22 protein-coding genes are annotated in these 18874 nt (G+C 43.2%); 14 read left to right on the top strand and 8 right to left on the bottom strand.

What is annotated here, in order from left to right; genetic code table 11:
* Nucleotides 1-182: 182 nt before the first annotated feature.
* From E4V70_RS05980 to E4V70_RS05945, 8 genes are all read left to right on the top strand, one after another.
* Nucleotides 183-725 carry a hypothetical protein gene (locus tag E4V70_RS05980; RefSeq protein ID WP_122862259.1) on the top strand — a complete coding sequence of 181 codons (543 nt, stop codon included), beginning with the start codon at nucleotides 183-185 and terminating at the stop codon, nucleotides 723-725.
* 351 nt (nucleotides 726-1076) lie between these two features.
* Nucleotides 1077-1292 carry a hypothetical protein gene (locus tag E4V70_RS05975; RefSeq protein WP_197730463.1) on the top strand — a complete coding sequence of 72 codons (216 nt, stop codon included), beginning with the start codon at nucleotides 1077-1079 and terminating at the stop codon, nucleotides 1290-1292.
* A gap of 1 nt (nucleotide 1293) precedes the next feature.
* The gene (gene imm40 / locus E4V70_RS05970; protein ID WP_122862258.1) at nucleotides 1294-1611 is read left to right on the top strand and encodes an Imm40 family immunity protein; all 318 of its coding nucleotides are present in this window, start codon (nucleotides 1294-1296) and stop codon (nucleotides 1609-1611) included.
* A gap of 53 nt (nucleotides 1612-1664) precedes the next feature.
* On the top strand, nucleotides 1665-2009 hold the full coding sequence (locus E4V70_RS05965; protein WP_122862257.1) for a hypothetical protein: 345 nt from the start codon (nucleotides 1665-1667) through the stop codon (nucleotides 2007-2009).
* Nucleotides 2010-2192: 183 nt separating this feature from the next.
* Nucleotides 2193-2519, top strand: a complete 327-nt coding sequence (locus tag E4V70_RS05960; protein ID WP_122862256.1) for a hypothetical protein — start codon at nucleotides 2193-2195, stop codon at nucleotides 2517-2519.
* Between the two features lie 781 nt (nucleotides 2520-3300).
* Nucleotides 3301-3513 (top strand): hypothetical protein, encoded by a 213-nt coding sequence (locus E4V70_RS05955; protein ID WP_134482485.1) that lies wholly within the window; start codon nucleotides 3301-3303, stop codon nucleotides 3511-3513.
* Nucleotides 3513-3920 carry a type II toxin-antitoxin system VapC family toxin gene (locus E4V70_RS05950; protein ID WP_122862254.1) on the top strand — a complete coding sequence of 136 codons (408 nt, stop codon included), beginning with the start codon at nucleotides 3513-3515 and terminating at the stop codon, nucleotides 3918-3920. Before E4V70_RS05955 ends, E4V70_RS05950 begins: the two co-directional genes overlap by 1 nt.
* Before the next feature lie 51 nt (nucleotides 3921-3971).
* Nucleotides 3972-4133 (top strand): hypothetical protein, encoded by a 162-nt coding sequence (locus tag E4V70_RS05945; RefSeq protein WP_197730462.1) that lies wholly within the window; start codon nucleotides 3972-3974, stop codon nucleotides 4131-4133.
* A 360-nt stretch (nucleotides 4134-4493) separates the two neighbouring features.
* On the opposite strand, the gene E4V70_RS05940 is transcribed toward E4V70_RS05945, so the two are convergent.
* Both E4V70_RS05940 and E4V70_RS05935 read right to left on the bottom strand, forming a co-directional pair.
* A complete protein-coding gene (locus tag E4V70_RS05940) occupies nucleotides 4494-6266 on the bottom strand; it encodes a DUF4209 domain-containing protein (protein WP_122862253.1) in 1773 nt (590 codons plus the stop codon).
* 26 nt (nucleotides 6267-6292) lie between these two features.
* Entirely contained in the window at nucleotides 6293-6781 is a 489-nt protein-coding gene (locus tag E4V70_RS05935; protein ID WP_122862252.1) for a YbaK/prolyl-tRNA synthetase associated domain-containing protein, read from the bottom strand.
* Nucleotides 6782-6985: 204 nt separating this feature from the next.
* Between E4V70_RS05935 and ung the strand changes: the two genes are divergently transcribed.
* A complete protein-coding gene (gene ung, locus E4V70_RS05930; protein ID WP_122862251.1) occupies nucleotides 6986-7672 on the top strand; it encodes a uracil-DNA glycosylase in 687 nt (228 codons plus the stop codon).
* Between the two features lie 172 nt (nucleotides 7673-7844).
* Here the strand turns inward: ung and E4V70_RS05925 are convergent, their stop codons facing one another.
* A complete protein-coding gene (locus E4V70_RS05925) occupies nucleotides 7845-8150 on the bottom strand; it encodes a hypothetical protein (RefSeq protein WP_122862250.1) in 306 nt (101 codons plus the stop codon).
* 79 nt (nucleotides 8151-8229) lie between these two features.
* Between E4V70_RS05925 and E4V70_RS05920 the strand changes: the two genes are divergently transcribed.
* Nucleotides 8230-8748 (top strand): pyridoxamine 5'-phosphate oxidase family protein, encoded by a 519-nt coding sequence (locus E4V70_RS05920; protein WP_122862249.1) that lies wholly within the window; start codon nucleotides 8230-8232, stop codon nucleotides 8746-8748.
* 124 nt (nucleotides 8749-8872) lie between these two features.
* Here E4V70_RS05920 and E4V70_RS05915 read toward each other — a convergent pair whose 3' ends face one another.
* Nucleotides 8873-9142, bottom strand: a complete 270-nt coding sequence (locus tag E4V70_RS05915) for a DUF5339 domain-containing protein (protein WP_002950381.1) — start codon at nucleotides 9140-9142, stop codon at nucleotides 8873-8875.
* Between the two features lie 145 nt (nucleotides 9143-9287).
* Between E4V70_RS05915 and E4V70_RS05910 the strand changes: the two genes are divergently transcribed.
* The 3 genes from E4V70_RS05910 to E4V70_RS05900 all read left to right on the top strand — a co-directional run bounded on the left by E4V70_RS05910 (nucleotide 9288) and on the right by E4V70_RS05900 (nucleotide 14601).
* Complete coding sequence (locus E4V70_RS05910) at nucleotides 9288-11438, top strand: TonB-dependent receptor domain-containing protein (protein ID WP_122862248.1); 2151 nt, start codon at nucleotides 9288-9290, stop codon at nucleotides 11436-11438.
* Nucleotides 11439-11652: 214 nt separating this feature from the next.
* Complete coding sequence (locus tag E4V70_RS05905) at nucleotides 11653-12837, top strand: replication-associated recombination protein A (protein WP_122862247.1); 1185 nt, start codon at nucleotides 11653-11655, stop codon at nucleotides 12835-12837.
* A 360-nt stretch (nucleotides 12838-13197) separates the two neighbouring features.
* The gene (locus E4V70_RS05900) at nucleotides 13198-14601 is read left to right on the top strand and encodes an alanine/glycine:cation symporter family protein (RefSeq protein ID WP_122862246.1); all 1404 of its coding nucleotides are present in this window, start codon (nucleotides 13198-13200) and stop codon (nucleotides 14599-14601) included.
* Nucleotides 14602-14733: 132 nt separating this feature from the next.
* Here the strand turns inward: E4V70_RS05900 and E4V70_RS05895 are convergent, their stop codons facing one another.
* Nucleotides 14734-15978: a Zn-dependent hydrolase gene (locus tag E4V70_RS05895; RefSeq protein ID WP_122862245.1), complete on the bottom strand. Its 1245-nt coding sequence runs from the start codon at nucleotides 15976-15978 to the stop codon at nucleotides 14734-14736.
* 403 nt (nucleotides 15979-16381) lie between these two features.
* Nucleotides 16382-17365 (bottom strand): phosphoribosylformylglycinamidine cyclo-ligase, encoded by a 984-nt coding sequence (gene purM, locus E4V70_RS05890; RefSeq protein ID WP_122863122.1) that lies wholly within the window; start codon nucleotides 17363-17365, stop codon nucleotides 16382-16384.
* A 73-nt stretch (nucleotides 17366-17438) separates the two neighbouring features.
* On the opposite strand from purM, the gene coaE reads away from it, so the two are divergent.
* On the top strand, nucleotides 17439-18095 hold the full coding sequence (coaE, locus tag E4V70_RS05885) for a dephospho-CoA kinase (protein ID WP_122862244.1): 657 nt from the start codon (nucleotides 17439-17441) through the stop codon (nucleotides 18093-18095).
* 125 nt (nucleotides 18096-18220) lie between these two features.
* Here the strand turns inward: coaE and rplT are convergent, their stop codons facing one another.
* Both rplT and rpmI read right to left on the bottom strand, forming a co-directional pair.
* A complete protein-coding gene (gene rplT / locus E4V70_RS05880) occupies nucleotides 18221-18574 on the bottom strand; it encodes a 50S ribosomal protein L20 (RefSeq protein ID WP_002944116.1) in 354 nt (117 codons plus the stop codon).
* 82 nt (nucleotides 18575-18656) lie between these two features.
* On the bottom strand, nucleotides 18657-18848 hold the full coding sequence (gene rpmI, locus E4V70_RS05875; protein WP_002944195.1) for a 50S ribosomal protein L35: 192 nt from the start codon (nucleotides 18846-18848) through the stop codon (nucleotides 18657-18659).
* Between the last annotated feature and the right edge of the window lie 26 nt (nucleotides 18849-18874).

Here is an 18874-nt window from a genome sequence, read left to right as displayed (position 1 = left end):
GTCGATACATAAAATATATATCGCCTAAGCGATATGAAGTGGCTAACGAAAATAAAAAGAGGCAAAATGGGTTGCAATTATCTTGGAAAAAGGCTTAACAAACATATTCATTCCGTTTCACCTGACTTCAACGTAAGCTTTCATAGACTAAGGGCAAATTTCGCATCCTCTATCAAAAATTATTGCTTAGAAAACGGCTTTGCGGACGCTACCTCTGTTTTGCGCGGTTAAGCAATGAAGCAAATATAAACTCTAACTTATTATTTAAAGAATCAGGTCTAGGCAAGATAGCCTTACACTCGGCCGTAGGAGCTCTCTCGGCAAAACTATCTCATGAAAACGTTGCAGCTGGTGCATTAAGTGGAGCTGTAAATGAAGCACTATCTTCTATCTTATATAAAGATACATCAAATATGAGCACTAAAGAGATAGAAGCTTATAACAACAAACGCCTATTAGCATCCCAGCTAATAGGCATAATAGCTGGAGGTATAGCTAATGGAGATAAAGGAGCAAACGCAGGATATAAAATAACCACAAGTGCAGATACTTATAATAGGCAGCTTCATCAAAGAGGGATAGACTTTATATACTCTATGGCAGATGATTATGCTGCTAAAAACAATATCTCTAAAGAGCAGGCTGTTAAAATCTTATATGCCGCTGCTAGTGCGCTAGTAGATAAAGGTTCATATAATGATTTTGCTTCAAAAGAGAAATTTTGAAGTAAGAGATGAAAATGATGAAATAAGTATAATAAACTACAACGATAAATTTTATAAATTTAATCGAGGAGACATAAATAACGCCAAAGCATATCTGCTAGTAAATTCTAAATAAAAATCTTTTAGAGATATATATAAAGAGGAATTTACTAAGCAAGATTACTTTACTGCCACAAAAGAGCAGTATAATAACAGCGGTTATACGCCTGATAAGAGTGTGGGGCTAGAGGATGGAAGCTTATCATCCTTGCCAGCGCCTATTTTTTCAAAAAGCGCATTTGGCCTTTTTAAAAATACTGCGCTAAAAAACCCATTAGAAAATATAAGTTACACAAAAAAGTTTTGACCCAAATGTCAAACAAAAGTGATTACTTTCATTCGTTTCCAAATGCAGTAGATTCTTTTGCTAAATATGGCAAAAAAACGGAAATTATTGGTAAGGATGGGATTAAGAGAGTAAAGATTGAAATTCAAGGTGGCTACAAAAATCACGATGGAGTGTTTGAGTATATAATAGAGCCTGATAATACAGTTAATCATAGATTTTTTAAAATAAAGGAAAAATAGTATGAATTTAGTAAATGACGTAGTAAGAATAGAGGAATTCTTTTTTCGCAATATATGTGAAATTGCTTACGACTACGAAAATGCTATAAAGAAGATTGCGGTATTGAAAGCCAAGGGACAAGTTATCGTCGGTGGTGATGTTATAAAGTATGATGGGCAAGCAGCTGAATATACTTATGACAATTGGAGTTTTAATTCTCAGGAATATACATATGATCTACATGAGTATTCTGCTAAAAAGGCAATTGATTACATAGAAAAATATCATAATATAGATAAAGACTGCTTTTACACTATATATACATCTGGTATGTTGTAGGAAATAATATTGCTGAGTTTATAAATCATATACAGTCAAAACAAGATAAATAGATGTTTAATCGCATAGGTAGCTTTTTTATAGGGGTTATGTGCTTGCTTGATTGCATCTCTATGCTAATACATAAAAACGTGAAAGTTGGGGAGAAATTCTTTAAATTTGACGATGCTGGCAATTTGTATCTGTTTCCAGCACTTGGTTTTTTGTTGTTAGGTATTTATTGCTTTTGGATGGCATTTAGAAAAGAGCCAGAGGTAGTGCAAAGGCTAGAGGGCATGTGGTGCCCTGACTGCATGAAATTCTATCATATAGGTGAAACTACCTGCGAAGAGTGCAGACAAGAGCTACCAAAATGCTACAACACACACTTTGAAAACAAGACCAAAGCCAAAGAGTAAGCCGCTGTTTAGGTCAATCCTAGAAATAAAAAGCGAAAAACTAAAAGATAATTAGATGCGATAGGCGCATCGTAGTATTATATTGATATGGAGACATTTGTCGGATATGCAAATTTATAAAGATATTAGAAAAGTAAGCTAAGATGCTAGAAAAGAAGTTTTAAACAAAGCGAAAGAGAACAGATGAAATTTATAAAATTTATATTATTTGCAGTCACTATAATCGGATTTGGTGGCTGCTATATAGGCGAGCCAAGTTATGAAGTGTTTAAAAACAACAGAAATATTTTTCTAATCCCCACTAATCATATTATGGTATTGAATTTTCATGAACGTAGAGAAATATATGATGAAAACAGATACATCTATAAATTTAAGGGGGATGATCCAAGATGTATTTATGGCTATCTAACCAACAAAGACGACAAGCCAGAGAGAGTTTTAGACTGGGTTATATTGTCCGGTAAGGAATTTTGCAAAGAAAGACGAGCTTGGGCTTTGTCTTTTTAGGAAATCGAATGAAAAATGACTATCACGGTTAATAATCTTATAGCGGATGTTGTTGTATAGCCTTAACTCATAAACCGAAAAACATATAACTCTAGTAATTATTTAACAAATAGCAGAGATAGAAGCCTATAACAACAAACGCCTACTAGCATCTGGGCTAATAGGCATAATAGCTGGTATAGCTAATGGGGATAAAGGAGCAAACACAGGATATAAAATAACTACAAGTGCAGATACTTATAATAGACAGCTTCATCAACACTGCAAACGCCGGCGGCGCAATAAGTAACAACGTATAAGTTTAAACTGCGGGGGAGGATGACGTGAATCATAACACTATTTTTGGATAACAAAAAATACAAGCCTATCGTAATCGACGGCAAGAATTTAGAAAATTGTAGTATCATGGGGCACGTCGTAGTGCATATCATAAAAGGCGTGATTTAAAGGGGCTTTGAAGTTTTTGAAGCAAATTGAAGTTTGGATTTCAAAATGCTAAAAAATGCCTAAATTTTGCAAATTGTGCATTTTGGGTTCCCATTTTTTACCTTACGCCCATACCTATACAAAAAAGCTCTTAACGCTATTTGCTCCATATTTTTACCCATTCTCGCTTTTTTACCTTTTGCATAAGATTTATCAAAATGCATTGTAATGTCGACACTATAAACAAGTAAAATCTAAGAATATTTTTATCTTGTTCAGTATATACTTAGAAAAATATATACGAGAAGTTGTAATAATGCAGGCTAGATTAAAAGTATTCAAAAGTGGTAATTCTTTGGCACTAAGGCTTCCAAAAAGCCTAAATTTAGACAACGTCAAAGAGTTTATACTAAAGAGTTTTGATAATAACGAAGTGGTTTTAACCCCGGTTAAAGATGATGAATGGAGCGGACTGTTTAGGACTTTGAATGAGTTGAAAGATGCTGGGGTTAAATTTGAAAGAGCCGAGCAAAGCTTGCTGCAAGAGCGAAATTTCGGATTTAAATAATGTTTTTGCTTGATACTAATATTTGTAGTTACTTGATTTCTAGCACCGAGCCTTACAGTCAAAATATACTAAGCCATTTAACTAGATATGGCAAAAAGGATATTTTTATTTCCAGTATAGCGGTAGCCGAAATGTTTTGCGGTATAGAAAATTCCACTCAAAAAGAGCTAAATTTAAGACTCATGGGCGATTTTATCTCAAATTTCGGCGTTTTGGATTTTACGAGTAAATGCGTAGCAAGCTATGGTAAAATAAGGCTTGAGATGAAAAATAAAAACAGAAGAATAGGCGATATGGATATGCTGATTGTCGCCGTAGCGCTTAGTAATGATCTTGTTTTGGTTACGAATAACGAAAAAGATTTTAAAGATATAAGCGATCTTAGGATGGAAAATTGGACCGTTTGATATAATATACGGTAAATGTAAAGCCTTTTGTTGGTTATATCGGAGGTTAACTTGAAACCAGAATGTACAACCAAAACAAAGATGACTAAGCTCATGAAAACCAGTCGTGTCGCTCTTGATAGACTACTAAACCCGGACAACGACTCGCTAACGCTAAGCACGCTTGAAAGTACGGCAGCGTCAGGCAAAAGACTAAGTATCTCGATAGTCTGACGGTTGCCGATAAATATAAATGAAAAATCGTCTAAAATTTTAGACGAAATTTTAGATAAAATATCGCAGAGAGAAAGGAATTAATGGTGCTAGACTTGTTGCGTAGACGTGTTACATCTTTTTATCCGGAAAGAGTCAAAATTTATACTCTTAAAAATACTATAGAAATCCCATTTTTAGGTACTTGTAGTAATGAAAAATGTTTTTACACTCTAGGTGCCCCTATCTCCCGGCCACTATTTAATCACTGTATTTACTCCTAATATATTAGTATCCTCAACTTTTAGTTGTATTTTTGTAAATTTGAATATCTTTTTTTGATTTTATTGTGTGTATTATTTGCAGTTAAAGTAATAAATTCTAGTAAATATCCTTAAATAAAACACAATTATTAACCACTAGCTTAAGGCAAAGCCACCAAATATAAATATCGACACTGTTTGGGGATTCGCTGACCAGCCCGTGACATATTTTATTTCTGTAGTTTAGCCCCATCGGCTCCGTTAGTAGAAATTTTAGTTCTTCCGTCAAATCTCTCCCGAGCAATTCATATATTTTTGGTTCTTGTAAAAGCGAGTTTATGCTTTTTTCCGATTCTACGCCGTATTCATCGATAGTAGTCGTAGGGATTTTTTCTTTTTGTAGTAAAATTCTCGCCAAATGTTCTATCTGAGGTATCAACAAATGGCTTGAAATCAAAAAGTTTCTATCAAAGCCATAATATAAACCTTGCGCCCAGATATCTGTCCTGCTATCCGGAACCAGGCTAGAATTTCTGCAAATATCATATATTAAACGCATAGACACTCTATGTTCCTCTAAAATTTGCCAAAATGTGGGCAGTATTCTGCCGTCTACCGCCAATTCGATATGTATATGGTATTGCTGGTACATTTCATGTTTTAATCGGTCATCTTTTGTAGTTACTTGTTGTAGTTTTCTTCCGTCGGCATCTACGTAAATTTGAGTAATAAGATTTGAAAAAAGATACTTTTTTAAAAGCTTCTCGGATGACTTTTTGATATCTTCATATAGTGGATTTGCTGTGATATTAGCTAGGCATAATACCGCTTCAGATAGTTGCTTGCCTTTTACTGCTAGCTTTGCATTATTTTGATAATGCGAAATATCGATCTTATCGGTAGCAATCAAGCTCATTTCGCTTCCAATAACATGGTTATTTTGCCCCATTAACTTGCGTATTTCGTCTATTTTTTGATCAATTTCGAGCACATTTCTATCTTTTGCAGGAATGCTTCTGAGTTCTTTTAGTGCTTGCTCTAGGTCTATTTTTGACGATATAGAGTCGCTTACTTTTGCCTTTTTTATTAAGATATTGGCCATTTTAAGTGCAGTTTCGGCTATTTTACGGCTATTTTTGAGCTTCTTATACCATTTTTGCGACTCTTGACAATAGTCTATAGCCGCCATAAATTCTTCCTCTTTGGCAAAAGCATCGGCGAGTTTTTCTAATTTTTCAGCTATGCTTGGTTGCCGTTTTTTGTCCAACTTAGCAATATCCAATAAATACGACATCCTTAAGCAGTAGTATCGATCGGTCGACTCCGCCTTATTAAAACATTCTAAAATTTTATTTAGTATTTCGGCGTATTGATTTTTTGTGATTTCGGATAGTCGCGATAGCCTGATAGCCCTTTCAAATGCATCTATCTTAAATTGATTTAGCGACTTTGGCTCTAGAGATATTTTTGAGTATTCATTCACGGCGATCTCTAAAAATTTGATATTTTTAGGGCTTTTTAAAATCCATAAAATATCTGCTATCCTTGATTTTAGCCTGCAATCGGTTATTTCATCCAAAATACTCTCGAAAAATTCCAAATCTTGCTCGGTAAAATCCTCTAATATCGCCGATCTGCAATCGCCCGCGATGCACCCGGCTTCGTACGGCTCATTTGTGCTTTTAGGTTTTAAGGTCATAGAGCAAGCGTTCCTTAATAAATAAAATACCTTACTTACTTTTAAATCCCCGTTTGTAAAATTTTCCTCGCACAAGTCTGCGAATTTAAAACTGTAATCATGAAAATATTTTGTACCTTTTAATATTTCGTCCAAATTTATACCCAAAAAATCATCTTTGGTTATCGTTGTTTGCTGTATTTCTTTGATCAAATTTCATACTTTTTAGACTAAATTTCTCAATTCGTCGTTGCAAATTTGACCAATCTCGGCCGCGCGATACGCTCGTAGTCTTTCGTGTTTAAAATGATAGAGCGATCTAGCAAGCCTGCGTTAAAAGCAAGCTCAGCATAGCGCGCAAGCAAGCTCGGATCAGCGATCAGCTCTAGCTCCTCGTGAAAGCTAAACGCCGGAACGCTACCAAAGACGCAGTCGGTGAGTCGCATAGCCTCGTCAGGGCTTGCTAGGCTAGCTCTCGTGCCGCCAAGCTCCTGTGCGATGAGCTGCAAATCGGCCTTGTAATCCGCCGGCAGCACGGCCAAAACATATCGTTTGGCGCCGCCGCCTTTTACGACGCAAACGAGCGCCTTAGCCCCTTGCCCTAGCTCCGTTCCGCGCGCTACGGCGACCTCGGCCGAGGTTTTGGCGCTAGCGTGAGATACCGCGCGAAAGTCCGCATTTTGCGTGCTTAGCAGCTCTTTTAGTTTCTCGAAAATTTGCTCGGACATAGTTGTTCCTTTATTTAAAATTTAGTCTAAATTATACAGCAAATTTTAAAACCGCCCTGCTCTTTTTTGAAAATTTAACAAGATAAACGCGTCTAAATTTGAGCCCGTCTTAAACCGCCTAAATTTAAATATTTTTGGCTATTATTTTGCAAATTTGCCTTAAAATGAACGCAAAGAAAAATAGCAAATTTACAAAGGAAAATCATGCAAATCGATAAAATCCAAATCGAAGCAGGCTGGAAAGAGGCGCTAAAAGAGGAATTTTTGAGCGAAAATTTCGCCCGCGTGAAGGAAAATTTCCTGCGAGCAAAGGCTGCTGGCGAGGTCTATCCGCCAAATGCGCTGATATTTAACGCCTTTAATCTCACGCCGTTTAACGCCGTCAAAGTCGTGATCCTGGGCCAAGACCCATATCACGGCGCGGGGCAGGCGATGGGGCTAAGCTTCTCCGTACTGCGTGGCGTCAAAATCCCGCCGAGCCTCGCCAATATCTACAAAGAAATCCGCGACGATCTGGGCATCGCGGAGCCAAACTCGGGCGATCTGAGTTACTGGGCGAAGCAGGGCGTGTTACTGCTAAACGCGACGCTAAGCGTTAGCGCGGGGCAGGCTAACTCGCACTCGGGTTTTGGCTGGCAGGAGTTTACGGACGCTGCGATCAGAAAGCTTAGCGAACGCTCCCAGAACGTCGTTTTCATGCTCTGGGGCAATCCCGCTAAGGCCAAAATCCCTCTCATCGACGCTAACAAACACCTTATACTAACGGCGGCTCATCCAAGCCCGTTAGCGCGCGGCGCGTTTTTTGGTTGTAGGCACTTTTCAAAGGCGAATTTATATCTCGCCGAACACGGTAAAGCGCCGATAGATTGGGATTTAAATAACGCGGTTTAGGGTGGTTTGAATTTGGCTACGATAAAGCGCATTTTTGCGATTTGAGCTAAATAGGCCACGTCAAATTTGCAATAAAAAGCTCGTCAAACTAGCTCTGGCGTGTTTAAAATTTGTTTGTAGAGCCTTTTGGCTTTACTCGGTAAAATCGGCTCAAATTTTCTATAAAACAGGCCTACTTTTGCGCTTTCTCCGCCCTCATCTCGTCTAGCATAGATTTTATCTTGGCCGATTCTCGCTCGCAAAATTTCTCGTCGCCGCTTTGTATGATTAGCGCCGCTTGGCCATCCTGCGCTTTTTGTAGCTCGCTAAATTTAAGCTCAAAGAGCCTAAAGGCCTGCGGATCGTCTTTTAGCTGCTTGGATTTTATTTCGTAAAGCTCGTTTAGATAAATTTTGCTTTGCTTCACGTACTCCTCGCACGCGTTTTGAGCGCCTAAAGCCAGCGCGCTGAGTGCGTAAAATGTCAATATTTTTTTCATTGCCGTCCTTTAAATTTGCAAAATTATACACTTTTTTAGGGTTTAAATTTTATAATTTTCAAAAATTTAAAGGCGGAAAATGAGACGAAAAGATAGAGAACTAACCGTGCAAGAAGGGCTTGCGATCATCGATGCGTGCGAATACGGCACGGTCTCTTGCGTTGATGAGGCGGGCGAGATTTTTAGCGTGCCGATCTCGGTCGTGCGCGAGGGCGAGAGCGTATTTTTGCACGGCGCGCCCGCAGGCTCTAAGGCAAAGCTACTAAAAGACGGCAAAAACGTGACGCTGGTTTGCGTGAGCTACGCGCGGGTACCGGTTCTAACGGACGAGCAGCTAGATGCGATCAAGGACGACGGCAAGGCGCTTGGCGCAAAAGTCTTTACGACCGAATACAAATCCGCCGTCGCCGTAACTAAGGCCTGCGTCGTGACGGACGATGCGGCGAGGCTACATGCGTTACGGCTGCTTAGCGAAAAATACACGCCAAAGTATATGCGAACCTTTGACGTCGCGGCGGCTCACGGGCTAAAGGCGATGAATATCTACGAGCTAAAGATCGCGAGCATAACGGCAAAGGCGAAGATTATTCGGGATTAAATTTACGTTTTATACTTCCTTGCGGCAGTAAATTTGACGTTAAATTTTGATAAATCTACATAAAATTTGATAGTGATTAAGAATTAAAAAAGACGAAAAATCCCTCCAAGCGGAGGGATAAAAATTATTTAGGTAGCGTAGCTATAACTTGTTTCATTTGGTCAAGAGCAGGTTTGCAAGCGGCCTCTTGAGAGTCTTTTGGAAGTTGAGCAAACTGAGCTTTTTGGCTCTCGTAAGTAGATTTCATAGCTGCCATTTGCGGGTTGTCTTTTGTTTTTTCAACAAACTCGTCAACTAGCTTAAAGTACTCTTCGCAAGAAGGTGAAAGCTCTGCTGCTACGGCAGATACGCTCATAACGCCCAGTGCGGCAACTACTAACAATGACTTCTTCATGTGTTCTCCTTAAATGAAATAGAATTGAATTATATCACTTTTTTCGTAAGTTAAATTTAAAATTTTATAAAAAATGTAAGTTAATTTAAATAAAAAATAGGTAAAATTATACCCATTATCAATCTCTTAATATAAAGGATAAGCTATGGGTAAATTTAGCATCATTGCGGCTGCGGTTTTGTTAAGCGCAGCCTCGGCTCTCGCACATACGGGAGGAACGGACGGCAAATTTAAGCGCGCCGATAGCAATGCTACGGGATCGGTGAAGCTAGATATGGTATCCGTCACGGCAAACAGGAGCGAAACCGACGTCGCAAAATATACGGGTCAGGTCAGCATTCTGGGCCAAAACGAGCTAGTCAAATCGCCGTCCGTCATCGACGCTCTTGACTCGGTGCCCGGCGTCATGCTAGGAAACGACTACGGCAGGCAGGTCGGCCAGTACTATAATATCCGCGGATTCGGCTACCAAAGCGAAGCGCGCGTCATCATAGAACAAGACGGCATCAAGCGCTCGCCTTCGCTCTTTTCTAATCAAATTTCAACTTTCCGCGTGGATAACGACTTGCTAAAACGCGTCGAGGTCGTAAAGGGCGCTAGCTCCGTTCTGCACGGCAGCGGCGCGGTCGGCGGTATAGTTAGTATGAAAACTAAAGACGTGAGCGACTTTATAAACCCCGGCAGCGACTACGGCGTCACGATCGGCCACCGCCAGGAAAGCAATCATATGAACTCAAATCGAGCCGCCGTCGCAGCTAAGCCGACGGAAAATTTCGGCATTTTGCTATACGGCAAGCATGCGGATTTCGGCAAGATAAAGATGGCTAGAGACGGCAAGCGATCTGGCATAAAATACGCGGAAAACGACGAACGCGTAAATACCGTCTTTGCTAAAACAGAGTGGGCTATAACCGACGAGCATGCCTTGGAGGCTAGCGTATTTAACTATCACGAAAATTTTATTAGCGGTTGGCAGTCCCTTTACTGGAGCGAGGCGGGTGCCATACCCACTGTAGGACGACTAAAACAGCGAGACTATAGCGTGATATACAAGTATACTCCGCTTAATAATAGATGGATAAATTTCTCCGCTCAGTACTACAACGCCAAAGCTCTAAATCATAGGGTTAGAACGGGCTTTAGCAGGGGCAATCCCGTCAATGTCGACTACAAAAATAAAGACGACAGATGGGGCGTCAGGCTCAAAAACGAAAGCCTCTTTGACACCGGCGTGCTAGAGCACAGGCTAGTCACCGGTATCGACTACGAGCATAGAAAAGAGGACGCGATATTTTGGTACAACGGTGAGCTTAGCGACTTCGGTTCGTTTCCGAATTTTTATAAAGACCTCGGTATATACGCACAAGACGTATTTAGCGTAGGTAGATTCGAATTTACCCTGGGTGGTAGATTCGATAAATTTAAACGCGGAGTCAAAAACGGCGATCGCAACTCATACTCTGAGTCTAGATTTTCTCCAAAACTTGGCCTTGCATACGAGGTCTTTGATGGTGTAAATTTACTCGCAGGCTATGCAGAAACCTTTAGAGGACCTACTCCAAACGAGACGTCATCGGCCGGCCCGCTAAATCCGCACTACTGGTACATACCAAATCCCGACCTAAAACCTGAAATCGCAAAAGAGTACGAAGTAGGCTTTTCTATCGACAAGCAGGGGCTTTTAGGCGATGACGAGCTGTACTTTAAGGCTACTTACTACGACGGCAATATCAAAGATATGATAAATTTAAAAGCAAGACCGGATAAAGGCAATCCGCCGTTTGATGCCGAAGCGCCAGGTAGACGCTACGGTATGTACGAAAACGTCGATAACGCAAAACGCCGCGGTATCGAGATCGAGTCCAAATACGCGATAAACAACCTTACATTCTCGCTTGGATACGACCATACGAAAATCTACGACAAGGCGACCAAAAAGATACTCACTGTTTACGCCGACAAGCTAACTTTGGGCGCGATGTATAGATACGAGCCGTGGGGACTGAGCCTCGGCGGCGATATGACGCACTGGTTTAGGCCTAACAACGACGAGAAATACTACGTCGTGCGTGGCCAAAAATACGAAAACGTAGACGAAACCTTTACTATCGTAAATTTTAAAGGCCGATGGGAGCCGAAAAATTTCGACAGCTATCTGCTAAACAAAGGGCTAAAAATCAGCTTTGGCGTAAACAATATCTTTAACAAAGAGTACATTTTCGCTAACGGCTTAAAAGATACTTCAAGGGTGGGCAAAGGTAGAAACTTCTACGTAGATTTTGAAAAGACGTTTTAGCTTAACGCGGCGAGTGAGCCAAATTTGGCTTAAATTTGGTTCGCTTTTGCTGTTAAATTTACCGTTTTTTGACGGCTCGTTTTGGTTTAAATTTTGCATTTGCTGGGAGTAGGGCGCTAGCGTCAAATTTGCCTTTTATTACCCGCCCGCTCCCGCAAATCCGCTTCTTAATTTAAATTTGACTATAATGTCTTAAAATTTAAAAGGAGCAAATTTGCAAAATTTCGCCTTAAAATTTCGTCCGACGAGTTTGGACGAGATCTGCGGACAGTGCGAGCTGGTGGGCGTTTTTAAAAAATTTATCGAAAACAAAAAAATCCCGCACAGTATATTTTACGGACCCGCAGGCTGCGGCAAGACGAGCTTTGCTCGCGTCGTCGCGCGGTCGATGGAGTATGATTTTTACGAATTTGACGGCGGAAATCTCAAGATCGAGGAGTTTCGCAAAATCCTAAAAAACCACGAAAATGCGCTCTCTAAGCCGCTATTTTTCATCGACGAGATCCACCGCCTCAGCAAAACGCAGCAAGAAGCCCTGTTAATCCCAATGGAAAACTACCGCGCCGCCATCATCGGAGCCAGCACGGAAAATCCATATTTCACGCTAAGCTCGGGTATCCGTAGCCGCTCGATGCTCTTTGAGTTTAAACCGCTTGCGAGCGAGGATTTTGAAAAGCTGCTTGAGCGCGTGAGGGGCGAGGTTAAATTTGACATCTCAGACGATGCCAAGGCCTATCTCGTAAAAAGTAGCGGCGGAGACGCACGCGGGCTGCTAAATTTGCTAGAGTTTGCCGTGAGTCTGGATGAAAAAATAACGTTAGAAAATTTAAAAACGCTAAGAGCTAACGCGGTTAGCGAAGGCGTTAGCGAGGACGATGTACACTACGGACTGGCAAGTGCCTTTATAAAAAGCCTGCGCGGTAGCGACGAAAACGCCGTCATGTACTATCTGGCACGGCTTATAGACGCGGGCGAGAGCGCTGATTTTATCGCGCGCAGGATGGCGATATTTGCTAGCGAGGACATCGGTAACGCCAATCCTAACGCGCTAAATTTAGCCGCTAACGCGCTAGCTGCCGTTAGTAAGATCGGCTTTCCCGAAGCGCGGATAATCCTCGCTCAGTGCGCGATGTATCTGGCTCACTCGCCAAAGTCAAACTCCAGCTACAAGGCCATAAACGCCGCGCTGTCCTATGTTAAAAACGAGTCGCCGCTAGCTATCCCGCCATATCTCATCAACACCTCGCCCGAGGCCAAGGACTATCTGTATCCGCATAGTTTCGGCGGCTGGGTAGAGCAAAAGTATCTCGAAAAACCGCTTAAATTTTACGAGAGTAACGGTGTCGGCTTTGAAAAAACGCTGGACGAGTGGCTGGTTAAAATAAAATCTAAGGGTTAAATTTGGAAGGCTTACGTTAAATTTAAGCCGACTCAAATTTGTCCTACCGGCTTATCAAATTTTACAAGAAGCATTGCGGTCAAATTTACCGCATTTTTAACTTTTGGGTTTTACAGACTTGTTAAATTTCTCGGTAAAATCTCGTAAAATCGCCGTTAAATTTGCAAATCAGCGAGAAGGCCCAGCTAAAACAAAAACCTCCGCCCAAATCAAGAATATCCTTTAAAACCGCCCGCCTTATCAAATTTAACTCAAAATTTACCTATATTTTTAAAATAGGCTAAAAAATTTTTATTATTTATTTTAGTTTTATATTTTTTTAAATATACTTGAAAAATTTTAAAAAATAAAGGCAAATCCATGCTCACCGACCTCGTAAGCTCTATAAATTCATTCCTTTGGGGGCCGTATTTCCTTATCGCGCTACTTTGCGGTACGGGGCTTTACTTTACGATTAGGCTTCGTTTCGTGCAGATTTTTAAGTTTAAAATGGGGCTTAATAGGCTTTTCGGTAACTTCTCATTGCACGGCGAAGCGGCGGGAAAATCGGGTATGAGTTCGTTTCAGGCGGTCGCTACGGCCGTCGCCGCGCAGGTGGGCACGGGCAACCTCGTGGGTGCTACAACCGCGCTCATCATGGGCGGGCCGGGCGCGATATTTTGGATGTGGTGCGCGGCGTTTTTGGGCATGGCGACGAATTTTGCAGAGATCTGCCTCGCGCAAATTTACCGCACCAAAGACGACAGCGGCCATATGATCGGTGGGCCGGCGTTTTATATCAGTCGCGGGCTAAAGAGCCGCTATGCCAAGGTCTTGGCGGCGTTTTTTGCGCTGGCGATCATTTTGGCTCTCGGATTTATGGGAAACATGGTGCAGGCCAACTCGATCTCGGACGGCTTTAAGGGCGCGTTTGGCATACCGCAGTGGGCGAGCGGACTGTTTTTGGCGGCGATTTGCGCTATGATCTTTATCGGCGGCGTCAAAGCCATCGCCAGAGTCGCCGAAAAGATTGTACCTATCATGGCGATCCTCTACGTCGCGGTCGGACTTGTGATTATTTGCTTTAATCTTGATAAAATTTCCGGCGTCATAGCGCTTATATTCGAGGCCGCGTTTAATCCGTCCGCGGCTTGGGGTGGCGCGACCGGAGCCACGATCGCTACGGCGATGAGATACGGTATCGCGCGCGGTCTATTTTCAAACGAAGCGGGCATGGGTTCAACCCCTCACGCGCACGCCGCAGCTAACGTCAAACACCCGGTAGATCAGGCGGTGCTCGGTATCATGAGCGTGTTTGTCGATACATTTATCGTGCTAAATATCACCGTTTTCGTCGTGCTTAGCGCCGACGTGATACATTTTGAAAACGGCAAAGCCGTGCTAGCGGGCATCTCGCTCGTGCAAGAGGCCTTTTCGACGCATGTTTTGGGGCACGCTGGCGGCTACGGATTCGTGGCGATCTGCTTGTTTTTCTTTGCGTTTACGACGATTTTGGGTTGGTATTACTTCGCCGAGATCAACGTGCGTTACCTTTTTGGGGCCAAATTCGTGCGAATTTTGCAGATATTTGTCGTCGGATTCGTCTTTGCGGGTAGCTTACTTAAGATAAATTTCGTCTGGGAGCTGGCCGATATGTTTAACGGTCTCATGGTGCTTCCAAACCTGATCGCCATCATCGCGCTTAGTCCCGTCGTGGTTAAGCTCCTGAAGGATCACGACGAAGGCAAAGAATACGATCCAAACGAGTATATAAGGAAGGCTTGAGCGCCGTTTAAATTTTACGGCAACAGACGCGTGCCGTAAAATTCGTTTTTTATCGTCGTTTGATGCTACGTCAAATTTATGACTCAAATTTGCGCTACCGATAACTTTTGTAACGTCAAATTTGGGCTAAACTTAAACCCTTTCCGCCGCTTCTAAAACCACGCTTTTTAGTAAATTTACGCCGTTAGTGATATCGCTCCAGCTAGAAAATTCCGCTGGATTGTGGCTGATGCCGTCTTTAGACGGGATGAAGATCATCGCCGTCGGACAGAGCGCGCTCATATGCATAGCGTCGTGCCCCGCGCCGCTTGGCATGATTTCAAAGCTAAGCCCGAGCGCCGCGGCTTTTTGAGCTATGAGTTTGATTAGTCGGCCGTCTAGCGCGCACGGCTCGTCAAATGCTAGCTGCTTGATCTCGCATTTGACGCCGCGCTGGGTTTCGATACGCGAGATTTCGCTTAGGATCTGCTCGTAGGCCGCTTCACGCGTGCGCAGATCGATACCGCGCAGGTCGATTAGCAGCGTAGTTTCGCCCGGTACGACATTCATGACGCCCGGTTTTACCGTGCAGTTGCCCGCGGTCGCTACCACGCCGTTTGCCGCGTTTTCGCGCGCGACGTTCTCGACGGCTAACACTATCTGCGCCGCTGTGCAAAGCGCGTCGCGGCGATACTTCATCGCAGTCGTGCCGGAGTGCTGAGCCTGGCCCTGCACGCGTATGCTAAATCTGTGCGGCGCGGCGATGGCGCTCACGACGCCAATTTGGATATTTTCGTTATATAGTAGCGGCCCTTGCTCGATGTGTAACTCAAAAAAACTCTCGTAGCCCGGCGTTAAATTTTTAGCCTTTTCGATGCTTGCTAGATCGATGCCAAACTCCGCAAAGATCTCGCTGGTAGCGCGCCCCTGAAAGTCGCGCACGTCTTTTAGCTTTTCATAACCCAGCTTGCCGCACATGACCTTGCTGCCAAGCGTCGCGATGTTAAATCGGCTCGACTCCTCGCACTCAAAGACGACTAGTTCGAGCGGTCTGCGCGTCTGCACGCCCTCGTCATTTAGTGATCTAATCAGCTCCAGTCCGCCCAGGACGCCCAGAATCCCGTCAAATTCGCCGCCGTTTATCACGGTGTCCAGATGCGAACCAAACGCCACTGCCGGCAGTCGGGGCTCGGCGCCTTCGCGCCTGGCGAAGATATTTCCGATCGCGTCTATGTGTACTTTTAGGTCCGCTTCCTTACAGCGCGCGATAAATAGCTCTCTGGCGGCCTTATCCTCGCGCGTATAGGCTAGGCGGCTCATCCCGGTGCCAAAGCTCGCGTCGTTTATGGTGTTTATCTCGCTAAAAAGCGCCTTAAGTCTATCTAAATTTATACTCATCGCCCGTCCTTTGTATTTAAATTTGTCAAATTCTAGCCAAGAAGCATTAAATTTACACTTTAATATTTTTATTTAATATAATATTTAATTTTTAGGATTTAGGTTTTTGTTAAATTTGAATAACATAATTTCGCGCCTGTTTGCTTTGTGGTCTAACGTTTGGCTTGCGCATACTAACAAACGCTAACGTTATTTTTATCTAAATTTGGCTCTTTATTCAGGATTTAATAGATATTTTACAAACAAAAATTTGACTAACAAAATAGTCCAGTCGAATTTGATAGGTAGAGTAAGTAAATCTAACGATATTTTTTGTAGCCTGCACTGCAAATGGAGCAAATTTACAACATTAAAAAACTTTGGCTCGCAATGTATTTTACGAGCCAAAGTTAAATTTAACCGTTTAAACTAGCTGCGCGCCCCTGCCTTTTACGATCTCGCCGATAACGTAGCCGTCGGTGTTAGCGAGCACGAAGTCCGCATTTTCTTTCGGCGCTACGACAATCATACCAACGCCCATGTTAAACGTCCTCATCATCTCGGTCGGCTCCACTTTTTGCGCAATGATTTTAAAGATCTCAGGCGTGCTGATCGCGGCATGCTCGATCTTCGCACCTAGCCCCTCAGGGAATACGCGCGGCAAATTTTCCACGATGCCGCCGCCCGTGATGTGCGCGAGCGCGTGGATCTTGTCTTTTAAATTTAAAAAATCGGCTACGTAAATCCTGGTCGGCTCCAAAAGCACATCGATGAGCGCGCGACCGTCCACTTTATCGTCAAATTTTAGCCCCAGCTCGGCAACTACTTTGCGCGCGAGCGAGAAGCCGTTTGAGTGCAGGCCACTACTAGGAAGCGCGATGAGCAGGTCGCCCTCGCGGACGAATTTTGAGCGATCGATCTCATCCTCTTCGGCGATGCCCACGGCAAAGCCCGCAAGGTCGAAGTCGCCCTTTTCATACATGGAGGGCATCTCCGCCGTTTCGCCGCCGATCAGCGCGCAGCGGGCGAGTTTGCAGCCCTCGGCGATACTTTTTACTACCTCTTTGGCATCAGTGATCTCGAGCTTTGCCGTCGCGTAATAGTCGAGGAAAAATAGCGGCTCGGCGAAGTTGCAGATGAGGTCGTTCACGCACATCGCGACGAGATCCTGCCCTACGCCGTCAAATTTGCGCGCGTCGATCGCGAGTCGCAGCTTTGTGCCCACGCCGTCGGTGGCGCCTAGGATCGCAGGTTTTTTGTAGCCTGCGGGCAGCCTCACCGCGCCGCTAAACGAGCCGATACCGCCCAAAACGTGCGGAGTTTGCGTAGCTTTGACGAATGGTTTTATCGCGTTTACGAAGTCATTTCCCGCGTCTATATCGACGCCAGCGTCTTTGTAGCTTATCATTTTTTCCCTTTGTTGAAATTTGGTTAATTTTAGCCAAAAATTGCTAAAATCGGAGTAAAAAATCGGAGACAAAATGCCGCAATTTAAACACGCCGTCGTCATTACAGGCAGCATCGGTAGCGGCAAGAGTGCGGTTTGCGAGCTGCTTCGTGATCGCGGATTTGAGATCATTGATGCCGATAAGATTTCGCACTGCATCTTGGATCGCTGCGCCGTGCAGGTAGCTGAAATTTTCGGTGCGCAATACGTCGTGCAAAAGGACGCACAGGTCAAATTTGACGCCAGCAGAGATGAGGAAAATTTGGCCGACTTCCGCGCTTTTGTGGACCGCAAAAAACTAGGCGAGCTAGTGTTTAAAGACCCCGCGGAGCTTGCAAAGCTAGAAGCGCTACTGCATCCAAAGATAACGGCTGAAATTTTATCGCAGGTGCAGGCTTTGGAGGCGAAAGAAAAGCTTTTTTTCGTCGATATTCCGCTGTTTTTTGAGGGCAAGAGGTATGAGTTTTTTGATAAAGTAGCTGTCGTTTATGCGCCTAAAGATACGCTGATCGAGCGCGTAATGAAGCGAAACAGGCTGGATCGCGTCGCCGCAAAGCACCGCGTGGAGCTTCAAACGGATATCGAACAAAAGCGTGCCATGGCGGACTTTGTGATAGACAATAGCGGAGATTTGGAAAATTTAAAGCGCGAAACCCAAGCTTTTTTGGAAAAAATTTCAGCAGATAGCTGAGACAAATTTATACTATTTGATTAGATTATTTGAAAATTATCGACATTTGTTTATTGGTGTATTCGGGTTTAAATAATAGAAAGTGTATTTGGCGAGAAAAAGGAGCGGGAAACCGCCCCTGGGTATTATAAAGCAGCCTTTGCTTTTGAAGCTAGCTCGCTGAAAGCTTTTGCGTCATTCATAGCTAGATCGGCTAAGATTTTTCTATCAAGCTCGATATTTGCTTTTTTAAGTCCCGCGATAAAGCGCGAATAGCTAATGTCGTTTAGGCGGCACGCAGCGTTGATGCGCACTATCCACAAGCGGCGGAAGTCGCGTTTCTTGCGGCGTCTGTCGCGGTAAGCATAGACCAAACTTCTTTCTAATTGCTCTTTAGCTTTTCTAAAGTGTTTGTGTCTAGCACTGAAAAAACCTCTAGCTAGTTTTAAAACTTTTTTATGGCGTCTTCTTCTAACTACGCCTGTTTTTACTCTTGCCATATTTATCCTTTACAAATCGGCGCTCACTGAGTGAGTCTTGCCCCAAATTCGGGGGAGTTTGGAATGACTTTTCGTCAAAAACTTAAATTCCGAGCATCGCTTTGACGCTTGCGACGTTTGTGCTGTCTACGTATTGAGGCGAGCGTAAATCTCTCTTGCGGTTGCGAGATTTTTTAGTCAAAATGTGGCTTCTAAAAGCAGAGCCTCTTTTGATCTTGTTTTTGCCCACTTTAAAACGTTTAGCAGCACCGCGAACTGTCTTCATCTTAGGCATACTAATCCTTTTAAAATTTCTTTTAC

This window comes from Campylobacter showae (assembly GCF_900699785.1).
GTDB lineage: Bacteria > Campylobacterota > Campylobacteria > Campylobacterales > Campylobacteraceae > Campylobacter_A > Campylobacter_A showae_D.
Note: the sequence above shows the minus strand (reverse complement) of the source record. Positions and strands in the feature narration are given on the sequence as shown.